This is a genomic window from Tumebacillus lacus (assembly GCF_026410385.1).
Lineage (GTDB): Bacteria > Bacillota > Bacilli > Tumebacillales > Tumebacillaceae > Tumebacillus > Tumebacillus lacus.
The window spans coordinates 171903-187984 of record NZ_JAPMLT010000005.1; the positions used below are offsets into that span (position 1 = coordinate 171903).

16 protein-coding genes are annotated in these 16082 nt (G+C 58.8%); 15 read left to right on the forward strand and 1 reads right to left on the reverse strand.

Annotated elements, in window-relative coordinates; translation table 11 throughout:
* Positions 1-79 precede the first annotated feature (79 nt).
* Both OS242_RS11870 and OS242_RS11875 read left to right on the forward strand, forming a co-directional pair.
* The gene (locus tag OS242_RS11870) at positions 80-430 is read left to right on the forward strand and encodes a YlbF family regulator (protein WP_267151911.1); all 351 of its coding nucleotides are present in this window, start codon (positions 80-82) and stop codon (positions 428-430) included.
* 36 nt (positions 431-466) lie between these two features.
* The gene (locus OS242_RS11875) at positions 467-1156 is read left to right on the forward strand and encodes a metal-dependent hydrolase (protein ID WP_267151912.1); all 690 of its coding nucleotides are present in this window, start codon (positions 467-469) and stop codon (positions 1154-1156) included.
* A gap of 49 nt (positions 1157-1205) precedes the next feature.
* Here the strand turns inward: OS242_RS11875 and OS242_RS11880 are convergent, their stop codons facing one another.
* Entirely contained in the window at positions 1206-1463 is a 258-nt protein-coding gene (locus tag OS242_RS11880; protein WP_267151913.1) for a DUF3243 domain-containing protein, read from the reverse strand.
* Between the two features lie 285 nt (positions 1464-1748).
* On the opposite strand from OS242_RS11880, the gene OS242_RS11885 reads away from it, so the two are divergent.
* The 13 genes from OS242_RS11885 to OS242_RS11945 all read left to right on the forward strand — a co-directional run bounded on the left by OS242_RS11885 (position 1749) and on the right by OS242_RS11945 (position 15902).
* Positions 1749-2057 (forward strand): hypothetical protein, encoded by a 309-nt coding sequence (locus OS242_RS11885; protein WP_267151914.1) that lies wholly within the window; start codon positions 1749-1751, stop codon positions 2055-2057.
* Positions 2058-2149: 92 nt separating this feature from the next.
* Positions 2150-3463 carry a DRTGG domain-containing protein gene (locus OS242_RS11890; protein WP_267151915.1) on the forward strand — a complete coding sequence of 438 codons (1314 nt, stop codon included), beginning with the start codon at positions 2150-2152 and terminating at the stop codon, positions 3461-3463.
* Between the two features lie 96 nt (positions 3464-3559).
* On the forward strand, positions 3560-7003 hold the full coding sequence (locus OS242_RS11895) for a DNA polymerase III subunit alpha (protein WP_267151916.1): 3444 nt from the start codon (positions 3560-3562) through the stop codon (positions 7001-7003).
* A gap of 85 nt (positions 7004-7088) precedes the next feature.
* A complete protein-coding gene (locus OS242_RS11900) occupies positions 7089-7550 on the forward strand; it encodes a phosphatidylglycerophosphatase A family protein (protein WP_267151917.1) in 462 nt (153 codons plus the stop codon).
* A gap of 145 nt (positions 7551-7695) precedes the next feature.
* Positions 7696-8922 (forward strand): NAD(P)-dependent malic enzyme, encoded by a 1227-nt coding sequence (locus tag OS242_RS11905; protein WP_267151918.1) that lies wholly within the window; start codon positions 7696-7698, stop codon positions 8920-8922.
* Positions 8923-9025: 103 nt separating this feature from the next.
* Positions 9026-9229, forward strand: a complete 204-nt coding sequence (locus OS242_RS11910) for a glutamate decarboxylase (protein WP_267151919.1) — start codon at positions 9026-9028, stop codon at positions 9227-9229.
* A 13-nt stretch (positions 9230-9242) separates the two neighbouring features.
* Positions 9243-10154 (forward strand): acetyl-CoA carboxylase, carboxyltransferase subunit beta, encoded by a 912-nt coding sequence (gene accD, locus OS242_RS11915; protein ID WP_267151920.1) that lies wholly within the window; start codon positions 9243-9245, stop codon positions 10152-10154.
* Positions 10144-11100 (forward strand): acetyl-CoA carboxylase carboxyltransferase subunit alpha, encoded by a 957-nt coding sequence (locus OS242_RS11920; RefSeq protein WP_267151921.1) that lies wholly within the window; start codon positions 10144-10146, stop codon positions 11098-11100. Before accD ends, OS242_RS11920 begins: the two co-directional genes overlap by 11 nt.
* A 191-nt stretch (positions 11101-11291) precedes the next feature.
* A complete protein-coding gene (gene pfkA / locus OS242_RS11925; protein ID WP_267151922.1) occupies positions 11292-12251 on the forward strand; it encodes a 6-phosphofructokinase in 960 nt (319 codons plus the stop codon).
* Between the two features lie 41 nt (positions 12252-12292).
* Positions 12293-14047, forward strand: coding sequence for a pyruvate kinase (gene pyk, locus OS242_RS11930; protein ID WP_267151923.1), 1755 nt, complete (start codon positions 12293-12295; stop codon positions 14045-14047).
* 110 nt (positions 14048-14157) lie between these two features.
* Positions 14158-14583 carry an acyl-CoA thioesterase gene (locus OS242_RS11935; RefSeq protein WP_267151924.1) on the forward strand — a complete coding sequence of 142 codons (426 nt, stop codon included), beginning with the start codon at positions 14158-14160 and terminating at the stop codon, positions 14581-14583.
* Positions 14580-14972, forward strand: coding sequence for an FxsA family protein (locus OS242_RS11940; protein WP_267151925.1), 393 nt, complete (start codon positions 14580-14582; stop codon positions 14970-14972). The genes OS242_RS11935 and OS242_RS11940 overlap by 4 nt, the downstream gene beginning before the upstream one ends.
* A gap of 21 nt (positions 14973-14993) precedes the next feature.
* A complete protein-coding gene (locus tag OS242_RS11945) occupies positions 14994-15902 on the forward strand; it encodes a DMT family transporter (RefSeq protein WP_267151926.1) in 909 nt (302 codons plus the stop codon).
* The last annotated feature ends 180 nt before the right edge of the window (positions 15903-16082 follow it).

Consider the following 16082-nt stretch of genomic DNA (forward strand, 5'->3'; position numbering starts at 1 on the left):
CGCATATATTGATTGATGTTTCAAATCTTTGTTACGATAAGCAGGAACCCTATTTTCTGGCAGGAGGGAACGTGTTTTGATGAACCCGTATGACAAGGCGCACGAGTTGGCACGCGCTCTGCGCGAGAGTCAGGAGTTTCAGGCGCTCGCCGAGCGGAAGCGCCGCGTGGATGCTGACCCGGCTGCAAAGAAGATGTTGGATGATTTCCGGCACAGTCAATGGGAGTTGGAGACTCGCCGGATCATGGGCGAGCAGATCACAGAGGGTGATGTCGAGCAGGTCAAACGCCTGCAAGATGTGATCACGACGAACACGCTCGCTCGGGAATATTTGGAGGCGGAATACCGCTTTGGTGTCGTCTATTCGGATATTCATAAGATCTTAGGGGATGCGGTCAAAGAAGTGGTCGGGCAGCCGGAGGGCGTCTGATCGCGGAGGAAGCATGGGACACAGGAGGAATTGGACATGAAAGTCACGTATCTCGGTCATTCTTGCGCGCTCGTCGAAGCGGGCGGCAAGCGCGTCATCATCGACCCGTTCTTGAACGGCAATCCGAAAGCGGCCCAGAAGCCGGAAGACGTCAAAGTCGACGCCGTCCTGATCACGCACGGTCACGGCGACCATATCGGCGACGCGGTGGAGATCGCGCAAAACAACGAGGGCTGCGTGATCGTCGCTCCGTTTGAAGTCGCGATGTATCTCGCTTCCAAAGGGGCAAACGTCCATCCGATGCACATCGGCGGCGCGCACACCTTCGAGTTTGGTCGCGTCAAACTGACGCAGGCGTTCCACGGCTCGGGCATCCAAGTTGGCGAAGGCCAGTTTATCTCCGGCGGCATGCCGTCCGGCATCCTGCTGACGATGGAAGGCAAAACGCTGTATCACGCCGGCGACACCGGGCTGTTCGGCGATATGAAATGGATCGGTGAGCTCAACAAGATCGACATCGCGATGCTGCCGATCGGCGACAACTTTACGATGGGGCCGGAGGATGCGCGGCTTGCCGCGTCGTGGATCAAGGCGGGCGTCACCGTGCCGATTCACTACGACACGTTCGGCCTGATCGAGCAAGACGGGCCGGGATGGGCCCAGTCGCTCAGCGAGTACGGCCTCAAAGGGCAAGCGCTGGAGCCGGGTCAATCGGCCGAGGTCTAGGAGATATAGAAAAAAGGGCTCTCCCGCAGGAGAAGCCCTTTTTTCCTGTTTAGTGGTTGTCCGGGTGTGCGACCAGGTTGACCATCACGCGAGCCATCGCGTGCTTGTCTTCGTCGCTTGCCACGTTCCACATTTGTTGCAACAGACGCTCTTGCTCGTTTTTCGGGTCTACCTTTTCAGCCAGGTATTCGCCGACGCGATACGCGACGCTGGAGATCTTTTCGTTGGACATCCCCGTTTCCACAGCTTGTTCGACGCGTTCGCCGAGGAACTCTTTCCATTGATCAAAGTTGCTCAGTACGGACATGAGTACCCCTCCTCACGAAAATGTAGATGGTGGTGGTTCCGTCATTACTTTGCCACAGAGCGCCGCCTGCTATGCAAGAAACGGTCGGTTTCCGATTTATCATCAAGTCGTAAAGTTATTGTAATAAACTTGTAATGAAGTTCGAGTATGATGATTTTACATCGACAAACCCCCTTTTCAGTGACCTGACAGACGGTCACCTTTTTTTTGCCTTTTTCTCGGACATACCGGGTTGCTTGTACGCATATGGTGTACAAGACAGCACGTTCGAGAAGGGGGATCACCTTGAAGCGTAAACAGACTCTGCGCTCTTTTGTCTACTTGACCATCGGTTTGGCGATGATGTTCTATGCCCTGCCGAACATGCCCGACGTCACGATGTCGCTGGCAGGAGCCTTTACGGTCAGTTGGCTGGCCTTTGCCTTGCTGATGATCAGTGCCAACCTGTACTACTTGATCGGCGTCGACCGGGAGCAGCGGGCCAGCCGGGAACGCACCGCTTGGCTGCGCAGTCGGATGCGCCAGTGGAACGGTCGCGGACAGCAAGCGAAAACAGGCTCGACTCAGGCAAACCGCCGTCGCTATATGAACTGACACCACCAATTTTGGTGGTGTTTCGTTTTTTTGCGGAGTCTGTTATATAATAAAGGCAAAGAGTCAGACCAGACGGACGGAGGTTCCTTGAGATGACGACCAAACACGAACAGATCCTGCAACACATCGAGGAACTTGAGATCGGCAGCAAAATATCGGTCCGCCAGATCGCCAAAGCGATGGACGTCAGCGAAGGCACCGCCTACCGCGCCATCAAAGAGGCGGAACTGCGCGGCCTCGTCTCGACCATCGAGCGGGTCGGCACAGTCCGGATCGAGAAAAAGCAAAAGAAAAACATCGAACGGCTCACCTTTGCCGAAGTGGTCAACATCGTCGAAGGCACGGTGCTCGGCGGAAGATCCGGCCTGCACAAGACGTTGAGCAAATTTGTCATCGGCGCGATGAAGGTCGACGCGATGATGCGCTACGTGGACAAAGACTCGCTCCTGATCGTCGGCAACCGCGAACAGATACATAAAATATCGCTCGAACACGGCGCGGCTGTGCTGATCACCGGCGGATTTGACACGACCGACGACGTGAAGGAACTGGCAGACCGCCTGGAGCTGCCTTTGATCTCGTCGGCGTACGACACGTTTACCATCGCCACGCTGATCAACCGGGCGATCTACGACCGATTGATCAAAAAGGAGATCCTGCTCGTCGAGGACATTCTGTCGGTGACGGAACAGCCGGTCGTCCTGCACGCCGGAGATCAACTCAGCGACTGGTATCGCCTCGTCGAAGCGACCGGTCACACCCGATTCCCGGTCATCGACCCGAGCGGCAAAGTGATCGGCATCGTGACCTCCAAAGACACCGCCGCTCACGAGGCCGATCAGCTGATCGAGCGCGTGATGACCAAAAACCCGGTCACCGTCTCCACCCGCACCTCGGTCGCGTCGGCGGCGCACATGATGGTCTGGGAGGGATTCGAACTGCTGCCGGTCGTCGACCACAAAAAGTTGGTCGGCGTCATCTCGCGGCAAGACGTGATTCGCGCCTTGCAATACAATCAAAACCAACCGCAGCTCGGTCAGACGATCCAAGACATCATCTTAAGCCAGTTCGCTGAACAGGATGCTCAAGAAGACAAAGGGGTCTGGCTCAAAGGCACCGTCACCCCCCAGATGACCAACCAACTGGGCATGATGAGCCCTGGCGTCCTGATGACCCTGATCAACGAAGTCAGCGCCCTCGCCCTGCGTCGCTTGAAATACACCGACATGGTCGTGGAAAACGTCACCGTCTATTTCCTGAAGCCGATCCAGATCGACAGCCAAGTCTCCGTGAAGGCCACCGTCATCGATGCCGGACGGAAATTTGGCAAGGTCGATGTCGAGATCTATTCGCAAGGAGACCTGATGGGCAAAGCGCTGTTTACGGCGCAGGTGTTGGAGCGGTAGCAAAAGACCCCCGGAGCCGGGGGTCTTTGCGTTTGAACGGGAATTGTATACAATAAGAACAGAATGTTTGTTCGCTATTTGAAAGGAGGTCGGACGATGAGCGATTTCGTCCACCTGCATGTGCATACAGAGTACAGCCTGCTCGACGGGCTTTGCCGGATCGATGAGTTGATCGAGGAGGCGAAGCGGCTTCGGATGAAGGCTGTGGCGATGACCGATCACGCCGCGATGTACGGGGCGATTGAGTTTTATAAGAAAGCAAAGGCGGCCGGGATTAAGCCGATCCTCGGCTGCGAGGTCTATGTGGCTGAGCAAAATCTGCGCGACCGGCCGGCTCGCCGCGAGGAGCCGTATCATCTTGTGCTGTTGGCAGAAAATGTGACCGGCTACCGCAATCTGTTAAAGATCGTCTCGGAGGCGCAGTTGGAAAGTCGCGCCGACAAGCCCTGCACCGACAAACACTCGCTGCGCCGGTATCGGGAAGGATTGATCGCGCTGTCCGGCGGACTTGACGGCGAGGTCGGGCGCAAACTGCTGCAAGGCGATCCGGCCGGAGCGGAGCGGGCGGCGACGGAGTACGGGTCGATTTTCGGCTGGGACGGGTATTATCTGGAAGTGCAAGACCACGGCGTGATGGAAGAAAAGCAGGTGATGCAGCAGGTCGTCAATCTCTCGCGCCGTCTGCAACTGCCGCTGGTGGCGACCAATGATGTCCATTATCTGCACGCGGCGGACGCGCCCGTTCAGGACGTGTTGACCTGCATCGGGCAGGGCCGCACGCTGGCGGAGCAAGACCGGATGCGACTGCCAAGCGGCGAGTATTGGCTCAAGCCGGGCGGGGAGATGGAGGCTTTGTTTTCCCATCTGCCCGATGCTTTGACCAACGCGATCAAAGTGGGAGAACGCTGTGATGTACAATTAAACCTCAACGAAACCCACCTCCCCGCTTTCGACCTGCCGCAGGGCTTCACGGAGGAGGCCTATCTGGCTCATCTGTGCGAGCAAGGAGCGCAGGCGCGCTACGGCGAGATCGGCCCGGAGGTGCGGGAGAGATTGCGTTACGAACTGGACGTGATCTCGAAGATGGGGTTTGCCGGCTACTTTCTCATCGTGTGGGACTTTATGCGTTTCGCTCATGAGCACGGCATCTCCACAGGGCCCGGCCGGGGTTCGGCGGCCGGAAGTCTCGTTGCCTATGTGTTGCGGATCACAGACGTCGATCCGATCCGCTATCACCTGCTGTTCCAACGCTTTCTAAATCCGGAGCGCATCTCCTGGCCGGATATCGACATCGACTTTGAATACGAACGGCGCGGCGAGGTGATCGAGTATGTCTCGCGCAAATACGGCGCCGACCGCGTCGCCCAGATCGTCACGTTCGGGACGATGGCGGCAAGAGCGGCGATCCGTGACGTGGGACGGGCGCTCGGCCTGCCCGCACCGGTCATCGACCGCACGGCCAAGCTGATCCCGGGCGCACTCGGGATCACAATCGACAAAGCGATGGAGATCGAGGCGGATCTCAAGGCGCTCTATGAACAGGATGCGGACGTGCGCCGCCTCGTCGACATGGCGAGGCGCGTGGAAGGGTTGCCCCGCCATACGTCGCTGCACGCGGCGGGCGTGGTGATCTCCAAAGAGCCGCTGACCGAATACGTGCCCTTGCAACGAGGGGCGGAGCAAGGCGTCGTCACTCAGTACGCGATGGGCGAACTGGAAGACGTCGGACTGCTCAAAATGGACTTTTTAGGATTGCGCTTTTTGAGTTTGATCGACCGGACGATTGAGACGGTCAGACGGACAGAAGGGCGCGAGGTCGATTTTCACCGGATGGAGATGGACGACCCGCGCACGTACGACCTGCTGTCCCGAGGCGATACGGACGGCTGCTTTCAGTTGGAGTCCGGCGGGGTCAAGCGGGTGCTGCAAGAGCTGCGTCCGACCGGCTTTGAAGACATCATCGCCGTGATCTCGCTGTACCGTCCGGGACCGATGGAAAACATCCCGACCTTTATCAAGGCCAAGCACGGCGAGATCCCGGTGCGCTATCCGCACGAGGATCTGCGCCCGATCTTGGAGGATACGTACGGCGTCATCGTCTATCAGGAGCAGATCATGCAGATCGCTTCGACGATGGCCGGATTTTCACTGGGACAGTCCGACCTGCTGCGCCGCGCCGTCGGCAAGAAAAAGCGCGACGTGCTGGACGAGCAGCGCAGTATCTTCGTCGAGGGCTGTCTGCGAAAAGGCTACGAAGAGCACCTGTCGCATGAAGTGTACGATCTGATCGTGCGCTTTGCCGACTACGGGTTTAACCGGGCGCATGCGGCCGCCTATGCGGTGCTCGCCTACCGCACCGCCTATCTGAAAGCCAATCATCCCGCCGCCTACATGGCCGCCCTGCTCACGTCGGTGCTGATGTCGCACGGCAAGGTCGCGCAGTATGCGGACGACTGCCGCCGGATGGGGATCGCGCTGATGCCGCCGGATGTGAACCGCAGTTCGTACCGGTTCACGGTGGAGGCGGGCTCGATCCGCTTTGGCCTTCTGGCGATCAAAAACGTCGGGCTGGCGGCGATCCAGGCGCTGATGGAAGCGCGGAAAAAAGGACCGTTCCAGGATCTCTGCGATTTTTGCGAGCGGGTCGACGCCCGCGCCTGCAACAAAAAGGCGATTGAGTCGCTGATCCGGGCCGGAGCGTTCGACGGCATGCACGCAAACCGCCGCGCCATGCTGCTCGCGCTGGAAGAGACATCCGAGCGGGGGCGGCTGCGGCAGAAGGAGCAGGACGACTCGCAGATCTCGCTGTTCGGGCTGATGGAGGAGCGTCAACCGTCACAGCCGGCGGAGTTTCGGCTGCCGACAGCGTCCGACTACCCGGAGCGGGAGCGGCTGGAGATGGAAAAGGAACTGCTCGGCCTCTATGTCAGCGGTTCGCCGCTCAAACCCTACCGTCAACAGATGGCTCAACTCGCCGACAAGCGGATGGCCGAACTGCCGGAGACGCCGGACGGCGCGCAGGTCACGGTCTGCGGCCGGGTGGCAGGGCTCAAGCGCATCCACACCAAAAAGGGTGCGGCGATGGCGTTCCTCACGCTGGAGGACATGACCGGAGCGGCGGAAGTGGTGATCTTTCCCGAAGTGCTGAAGCGGGCGCAGGACATCGTCACAGACGAAGCGGTGCTGGCGATCCGCGGCCGTCTGCAGCACAAGGACGACGAGATCAAACTGATCGCCGACCGGCTGAAACGGCTGGAGCCGGACGCGCCGGGTGAAGGGGACGCGCAGGCTGTGCAGCCGTCCGGCCTCTCGACAGGGGTCGTCTACCTGCGCGTGCGGCCGGAGGACGAGGCGAGATTGACCGATCTGCAACAGGTGCTCGGGCAGCATCGAGGCCCGCTTGCCGTCCATCTCTTTTATACGGCGACACGTCAGGCACGGGCTCTCTCCGAACGCTACTCGGTCGCGATGACGCCGGAGTTTGTGCGGGCGGTCGAGGCGATTCTCGGCAGCGGCGCCGCTGTGGTCAAGCAACGGTAAAGTTTTTAAACAAGATGTCCTGTCATTCGACTGTGCCCCTCCGAATAGAGTGGTAGTATCTTCTCTGCCAAGGGGGCAAACGTCCATGTCCACTGACATCATCAAGTTGCTTGAAAGCCGCGGCGTCACGGTGGAAGACATCGTCGACATTGTCTATACCTTGCAAAAGCCCTACCACCCCGGCCTCGACCGCGAACCGTGCGTCGTCAGCGTCGAGCGCGTTCTCGCCAAACGCGAGGTGCAGTACGCGCTGTACACCGGGATCGCGCTCGATCAACTGGCGGAGCAAAAGCTATTGCCGCAGCCGTTGCAGGCGATCCTCGAATGCGACGAGCCGCTCTACGGCGTCGACGAGATCCTCGCACTCTCGATCACCAACGTCTACGGCTCCATCGGGCTGACCTCGTTCGGCTATCTCGACAAAGAAAAGATCGGGATCATCGCCAAGCTCAACGACAAGCGCAACGGCGTCCACGTCTTTCTTGATGATCTGATCGCCGGTGTGGCGGCCGCCGCATCTGCCCGCATCGCGCACAATAACGGATAAGTACGTTTTTTGAAATTTAAATCTCTGTCATCTGGTAAAGGTGTCCGCCTTCGTGATATGATAAACTGAATCCGCGCGAGAGAATTTTTACATTTGTAAGGAATCGAACCAGCAGACGTTGTGAAGAGGTGAAGGAGTGGTATCTGTGTCGTTGCGAGAAGAAGCACTAGACTTGCATCGCAAGCATCAGGGAAAGCTCGAAGTCGTCTCAAAAGTTCCTGTGACGAACTCGCGTGACCTGAGCTTGGCGTACAGCCCGGGCGTGGCAGAACCTTGCAAAGAGATTCACCGCCAGCAGGAACGGGTGTATGAATACACGGCAAAAGGAAATCTGGTAGCGGTGGTCAGCGACGGCACAGCGGTGCTGGGCCTTGGCAACATCGGACCGCACGCAGCTCTCCCTGTCATGGAGGGGAAAGCGGTGCTGTTCAAAGCATTCGCGGGCGTCGATGCCGTTCCGGTGTGTCTGGACACGACCGACCCGGAGGAGATCATCCGCACAGTGAAGCTGCTCGAGCCGACGTTTGGCGGCATCAACTTGGAGGACATCGCCGCTCCGGCCTGCTTCACCATCGAGGAGCGTTTGAAAAACGAATTGGATATCCCGGTGTTTCATGACGATCAGCACGGCACGGCCATCGTGACACTGGCAGGTCTCATCAACGCCCTGAAGGTGACCGACAAGCGGATGCAGGACATCCGCGTCGTCGCCAACGGGGCGGGGGCGGCCGGCATCGCGATCATCAAGCTGTTGCTCTCGATGGGCGTCAAGCACGTCGTGATGTGCGATACCAAAGGGGCGATCTATGAAGGTCGCGTCGACGGAATGAACCCGGTCAAGGACATGATCGCGAAGAACACCAACCACGAGCGGCTGCAAGGCTCGCTCGCAGAGGTGATGGCAGGTGCTGACGTGTTTATCGGCGTCTCAGTCGGCGGCGCGGTGACGCCGGAGATGGTGCGCTCGATGAACCGCGACCCGATCATCTTTGCGATGGCCAATCCCGACCCGGAGATTCTGCCGGAAGAGGCGATGCGGGCCGGAGCGAAGGTCGTCGGCACCGGACGCTCCGATTTTCCCAATCAGGTCAACAATGTGCTGGCCTTCCCGGGCATCTTCCGGGGGGCGCTGGACACGCGGGCGACCACGATCAACGAAGAGATGAAGATCGCCGCGGCGCATGCGATCGCAGAGTTGATCGCGCCGGACGAGCTCTCGGCAGACTATGTGATCCCGAGCCCCTTCGACCCGCGCGTCGCGCCCAACGTGGCGGCGGCCGTCGCCAGAAGCGCGATGGCGACCGGCGTGGCCCGGCTGAGCGTGGAGCCTGTCGAGGTCAAAGAAAAGACGATTTCCATGACGCGTTCGTAACGTGCACGTAAAGGCGACTTTCTTGCGGCTCCCCTCTGACGTGTGATATGATGAGTCCATCCAAAATTAGGCACGTTTACTGAGGGAAGGGAGTTCTCTTGTTATGTGGACCGTGATCTACATAGCCCCCAACGCGAAGACGGCTGAACGCATCGAGGACAGGCTGGCCGGCGAGGGGTTCTTCGTGAAAGTCCGACAGACCAACATCGCCAAACAGCAATACGAGATTCTGGTTCCGGAGACCGAACTGGACGAGGTGCAGGAAGTGTTGAAAGAAATCCTCCACTCGTCGCACCGCTATCCATAAATGAGGTGAAAGCGTGCTAAAGGACATCTTCCATAAAAAGAAGCGTTATGCTGAACTGACTTCAAAGGACGTGGCGGAGCGTCTGGGACGTCGCCCGAAACAAGAGATGATCACAACCGAAAAAGCAGTCCAAGTCCCTGAAGGGCTGATGACGAAGTGCAAAGGGTGCGGGGAAAGCACATTCACCAAAGAATTGGAGAAAAACTCCAAGATCTGTCCGAAGTGCAGCTATCATTATCCCATTACCGCAGCTGAACGCATCGCGCTGACGCTTGATGAAGGACTTTTCTTCGAATATGACGCGGGCATGACCACTGTCGACCCGCTTGGGTTTCCCGACTATACGTCCAAGATCGACCGCGAACAGAAGAAATCCGGCCTGCAAGAAGCCGTTCTGACCGGCGAAGGAACGATCGGCGGTTATCCGGTCGTGCTCGGCGTGATGGACTCTTCCTATTTCATGGGCTCGATGGGCTCTGTCGTCGGTGAGAAGATCACTCGCGCCATCGAACACGCGATGGCGAAAAAATATCCGTTCGTGCTGTTCACCGCCTCTGGCGGTGCTCGGATGCAAGAAGGGATCTTCTCGCTTATGCAGATGGCCAAAACCAGCGCGGCCTTGTCCAAGTTCTCCGAAGCGGGCGGCCTGTACATCGCGGTCAACACCTACCCGACCACCGGCGGTGTCACCGCATCGTTTGCGATGCTCGGTGACATTAACATCGCCGAGCCGGGCGCGCTGATCGGCTTTGCCGGACGCCGGATCATCGAACAGACGATCCGCCAAAAGCTCCCGGACGACTTCCAAACGGCCGAATTCCTGCTGAAAAACGGCATGCTCGACCTGATCGTGCACCGCAAGGAAATGAAAGATACCTTGGCAAATCTCTTGGAACTGCATGGAGGTGGCGTCGGTGGCGAATGAATTGATGTTTGAAAAACCGCTGCTGGAGCTGCAAAAGAAGATCCAGGAACTGCGCACGTTCTCGCAGCAGAGCGGTCTTGATTTCAGCGAAGAGATCGACAAACTGGAGAAGAAGGCGGAACTGCTCGCGAGCAACATCTACGAGGATCTCACCCCGTGGCAGCGCACGCAGTTGGCTCGTCACAGCGAGCGTCCGACCACTCTCGACTATATCGCAGGTATCTGCACCCACTTCGTCGAGCTGCACGGCGACCGCAACTTTGGTGACGACCTCGCCATCGTCGGCGGCATCGGCAAGATCGACGGGATTCCGGTGACGGTGATCGGCCACCAAAAAGGGCACGACACCAAAGAAAACATCGCCCGCCGCTTCGGCATGCCGCAGCCGGAGGGCTACCGCAAGGCGTTGCGTCTGATGAAACAGGCTGAAAAGTTCAAGCGGCCGGTGATCTGCTTCATCGACACGCCGGGCGCCTACCCGGGCATCGCGTCTGAGGAGCGCGGCATCGGTGAGGCAATCGCCCGCAACTTGATCGAGATGGCAGGTCTGCGCACGCCGATCATCTGCGTGGTGACCGGCGAAGGCGGCTCCGGCGGCGCGCTGGCTCTCGGTGTCGGCGACCGCGTCTACATGCTGGAGAACTCGATCTACGGCGTTATCTCACCGGAGGGCGCAGCTGCGCTGCTCTGGAAGGACTCATCGCTTGGGCAGCGAGCAGCGGAGACGATGAAGATCACCGCCGGTCACATCCACAGCTTCGGCGTGGTTGACGGCGTGATCCCGGAACCGCAAGGCGGCGCACACAAAGACACGGCTGAGACCATCGCAGCGGTCAAAGAGACGATCGTGGCCGCACTGCGCGAACTGATCGAGATCCCGTCCGACTTGCTCGTTGAGCAACGGTACAACAAGTATAAGCAAATGGGTCACTACGCGGAGCTCTAAGGCGCAGGATGCATAGCGAACCATACACGGGCGAACACTGACACTGAGAGATCCGGGACGGTGTTCACCTGATGAGACGTAGGGGTGTGCTCGTTCCCAAGTGAATGAGCACCTCCTTTTACATGGTTGCGGGACAAAATTTGTCCCTAGGGGACGAATTGTGTCATGACAGTCAGAAGGAGTGGAGAAGGATGAAAAAAATCGGGGTGTTGACCAGCGGCGGAGATGCGCCGGGCATGAACGCAGCCATTCGCGCGGTCGTACGGAGCGCGATCTATCACGGATTGGAAGTCGTGGGGATTCGCCGCGGGTATTCGGGCTTGATTCAAGGGGACATCATGCCGATGGAACTCGGCTCGGTGGCGGATATCATCCATCGAGGCGGCACGATGTTGTTCACCGCCAGAAGTGAGGAGTTTCGGACGCCGGCAGGTCAGGATCGGGCCTTGGAAGTGATCCAAGAACACGGCATCGACGGCATCGTCGTCATCGGCGGCGACGGCTCATTTCGCGGGGCTAAGGTCCTGTGCGACCGAGGGATCAACGCGATCGGCATCCCAGGGACGATCGACAACGACATCGCATGCACGGACTATACGATCGGCTTCGACACGGCGGTCAACACGGTCATCGAGGCGATTGACAAGATCCGCGACACGGCCACCTCGCATGAACGGACGTACGTCGTGGAAGTGATGGGGCGCGACGCCGGCGACATCGCCCTGTGGGCCGGTGTGGCGGGCGGTGCGGAGTCGGTTTTGATCCCGGAGTGCAAGTATGACATTAAAGAAATCGTGGAGAAACTGGAGCGCGGAGCGAACCGCGGCAAGAAACATTCGATCATTCTTGTCGCCGAAGGGGCAGGAAAAGCGTTTGCGATCAGCGAAGTGATTCGCGAACTGACTGGAAAAGAAACTCGTGTCACGGTGCTCGGGCACATCCAGCGCGGCGGATCGCCGACTGCGTTTGACCGCACCTTGGCCAGCCGGATGGGCTCGCATGCCGTCGAACTGCTGATCAAAGGCGAGTGTGCGAAGATGATCGGCATCCAAGGCAACCAGATCGTCGCCACCGATATCACGCAAGCGCTGGCGACACCGCGCAAGCCGGACATGTCGCTCTACAACCTTGCAGGCGTACTTTCCATTTAATAACAAATAGACAAGCGAACAGATCCAAGGGGGGTACACGCATGCGCAGAACAAAGATCGTCTGTACGATCGGGCCGGCCAGCGAATCGGTCGACATGTTGAAAACGTTGATTCAAAACGGACTCGATGTGGCACGCCTCAACTTCTCGCACGGTACATATGAAGAACACGAGCAACGCATCACAAACATCCGTCAAGCGGCCAAAGAAGTCGGCAAGGATGTTGCGATCATGCTCGATATCAAAGGACCGAAGATCCGCACGGGCATGGTGCGCGACGGCGCGGTCGAATTGGAAAACAACGCTCCGATCATCCTGACCACCTCGCCGGTGGAACTGGGTGACGAGCACCGCATCTCGATCTCTTACGAAGGGCTGCCGGAAGACGTCAGCGCCGGCTCGATCCTGCGCATCGATGACGGCCTGATCGGGCTGGTCGTGGAGAAGGTCGAAGGACCGGACATCCACTGCCGCGTCACGAACGGCGGCACGCTGAAAAACCGCAAGGGCATCAACGCGCCCGGCGTCCGCCTGCGCATCGAGAGCGTCACCGAAAAAGACATCGCCGACATCCGCTTTGGCGTCCGGCAAGGGGTGGACATCATCGCTGCTTCCTTCGTCCGCAAAGCGTCTGACGTGCTGGATGTGCGTCGCATTTTGGAAGAGGAACACGCAGATCTCGACATCATCTCCAAGATCGAGACGCAAGAGGGCCTCGACATGATCGACGAGATCCTCGAAGTCACCGACGGCCTGATGGTGGCTCGCGGCGATCTCGGCGTCGAGATCCCGACCGAAGAAGTACCGTTGGCACAAAAGATGTTGATCTCCAAGGCGAACCGCCTCGGCAAGCCGGTGATCACCGCTACCCAGATGCTTGACTCGATGGAGCGCAACCCTCGCCCGACCCGCGCTGAGGCGTCTGACGTCGCCAACGCGATCTTTGACGGCACCGATGCGATCATGCTCTCCGGCGAGACGGCAGCGGGCAAATACCCGGCAGAGGCGGTCGCCACGATGGCGAGCATCGCCACCCGCGCAGAAGAGGCGATCTTCGGCAATCTCGTCCCGTCAAGACATGCGGCCGGCGACAATGAGCGCACCGTCACCGACGCGATGTCGCAAGCGGTTGCCACGGTCGCCAACGAACTGGAGGCAAACGCCATCGTCACCGCCACGTCGAGCGGCCACACCGCCCGCATGGTGTCCAAGCATCGCCCGACCGCGCCGATTGTCGCCGTCACGCATCGCGCCGATGTGGCACGCCGTCTCAAGCTCTCGTTCGGCGTTTACCCGGTCATCGTGAACAAGGCGAAATCGACAGACGAAGTGCTCGCCGTCTCCGTGGAAGGGGCACTCTCGTCCGGCATCGTCACGCACGGGGACTTGCTCGTGATCACCGCCGGCGTGCCGGTCGGCATCCCGGGCACCACCAACCTGATCAAGGTGCACACCATCGGGGAGATCCTTGTGCGCGGTCAAGGCATCGGACACCGCGCCGTATCCGGCCGCGTCCTCTCCTCCAACAAAACGGACGATCTGCTCAAGATCGAAGAAGGGGACATCCTCGTCACCCACTCCACCGAAGCGGACTGCGTCCCGGCGATGGAAAAGGCGGCGGCGGTGATCACCGTCGAGGGCGGTCTCACGTCTCACGCGGCAGTCGTCGGGCTGCACCTTGGCATCCCGGTGATCGTCGGTGCCGAACGGGCGACCGAAACGCTCAAAACGGGTATGACTGTCACCGTCGACCCGCGCGGCGGCCTGGTGTACGAGGGCGTCGCACACGTGCTGTAGTGTTTGACATTCTGCACAAACAAGACCCTCCCGGCGCAACAGACGGGAGGGTTTTTTGATACGGGTCTGTTATAATACATGAGAAAGCGGTATAGAGGAGGAATCTGCCTGTGACTGACACCTATACAACAGACATTCGCGTTCGTTATTCGGAGACCGATCAGATGGGCATCGTCTACCACGCCAACTATCTGGCCTGGTTTGAAGTCGGCCGCACCGAGTGGCTGCGGGAGTCCGGCTACACCTATCGGGCGCTCGAAGGGGAAGGGCTGATCATGCCGGTCACCGAAGTGGGTTGCAAGTATCACCAATCGGCACACTATGACGACCTGATCCGCGTGACCACCTGGATTGAATCCTACAACAGAGTCAGGATGCGCTTTGGCTACGAAGTCCGTCGGGAGGACGGGACGTTGCTCGTCACCGGATTTACCGAGCACGTTTTTCTCAATGAAAGCGGGCATGTGGTGCGCTTGCACAAAACGCATCCGGAGCTGTATGAAGAGATCGCCTCGAAGGCGAGGGATCGGGCATGAAGAGGATCCTGCTGATCCTTTTCATCGTCATTCCGGCGCTGGAAGTGTTCACGCTGATCCAGGTCGGACAAGTGATCGGCGGCTGGCCGACCTTCTTCCTGATCGTCGGCATCAGTTTCCTCGGTGCCTACCTGGTGAAACAGCAGGGCATGCGCACGCTGGCTCAGGTGCGGCATGAGCTCGCCTCCGGGATGATCCCCGGCGAGTCGCTGCTCGACGGGGCTTGCATCCTCGTGGGCGGCACGCTCCTGCTGACGCCGGGGTTTCTCACCGACATGGCGGGCTTCGTCTTGCTCTTGCCTTTTGTGCGAACCCCTGTGAAAGCGATCTTGAAAGTCTGGTTGATGAAGCAGATGCAAAACGGCCGCTTCCTCTACTACCGCCGTTAGGAAAAAGGAGATGGCTTTGTCATGCGCCAGAATTCATTGCCCGTCCCGCCGTTTGTTTTTCTGCTGATCGGCGTGCTCGCCGTCTCCTTCTCGGCGATCCTGATCAAATGGTCAGACGCACCGGCGGCGATCCTCGGGCTGTATCGGCTCGTGTTTACGCTCGCTCTGCTCGGGCCTGTTCTGTTCACCGCATCCTCCCGGCGGGAGATGCGCAGCTTTAACGTCCGCACATGGGTGCTGATCGCCCTGTCCGGGGCGTTTTTAGCGTTTCACTTTATCTTCTGGATCGGCTCGTTGAAATACACAACGGTCGCCTCTTCGACGATCCTGATCACCCTGCAGCCGATCTTTGTCATGGTCATCGCCTATTTCGCACTGAAAGAGCGTACCGGCTGGCGGGCGGTGTCGGGGGCGGGCATCGCGATTCTCGGGTCGTTTTTCATCGGGTGGGGTGACTTTCGGATCAGCGGGGCGGCGCTGTGGGGCGATTTTCTGTCTCTGCTCGGCACGCTGGTCGTCTCGTGCTACCTCGTGATCGGCCAACATCTGCGCAACGCTGTCTCGTCGATGGTCTATTCGTTGCTCGTGTATGTATTTGCCATTGTCGTGATGTTTTTCTATTGCATTTGGGAAGGCTATTCGTTGGCGGGCTATCCGGGACGGGAGTGGATGTTGTTCATCCTGCTGGCCGTCATTCCCACCGTGTTTGGGCACACGCTGTTCAACTGGCTGCTCAAATACATGAACGCCGCCACCATCTCAATGGCGATCCTCGGCGAGCCGATTGGAGCCACGGTCCTCGCGTGGCTTTTGCTCGGCGAAGCGGTCACCTCTTCGCAGTGGGTCGGCGGCGCGATCATCATGAGCGGCATCTGGCTGTTCATGACCGCTTCCAAACCGCAAAAAGCGTCAGAGGGTTTCACAGCGTGAAACAACGGTTCGGGATATGAAAAATCCCTTGTTGACCCCCTCAAACCTATGGTATGCTTTATGCAAGATCTGGCACTTTTACAAGACGTATGAAGTAGCGGGGAATGCGTCAAGGTAAGCGTTTTCTTCTACCATCGAATCAGTGAAAAGCGGGTAAGGAGACCATTCTTGGTCACCTTA